Below are 256 nucleotides of genomic sequence, written 5' to 3'. Positions count from 1 at the left end.
CCCCCCCCCCCCCCCCCCCCCCCCCCCCCCCCCCCTCTCCCAACACAAAACCCACCCCCCCAGATTACTACGCGTCTCGTGGGCTCGGAGATGTGTATAAGAGACAGACCAGCGTCCGCTCGATCAAGGAGACCTTCGTCCCGCCGACCGACCACGCCTACCCGCACATGGGCCGGCCTCTCGCCTGGAGGGCGCGGGGTCAGCCGCGCTCGGCGAGCCAGGCCCTGTCTCTTATCCACATCTGACGCTGCCGACG

Annotated in this window: 1 pseudogene; it reads left to right on the top strand. The window is 69.9% G+C overall.

Annotated features, from left to right (window positions below):
• Nucleotides 1-245, top strand: a pseudogene (locus ACPYOM_RS23020) (hypothetical protein); the annotation flags it as partial.
• Between the last annotated feature and the right edge of the window lie 11 nt (nt 246-256).

The sequence above is a fragment of the Monashia sp. HAY1-2A genome (assembly GCF_056755315.1).
The sequence above is the reverse complement of the archived record's forward strand: the minus strand, read 5'-3'. Positions and strand labels throughout refer to the sequence as shown.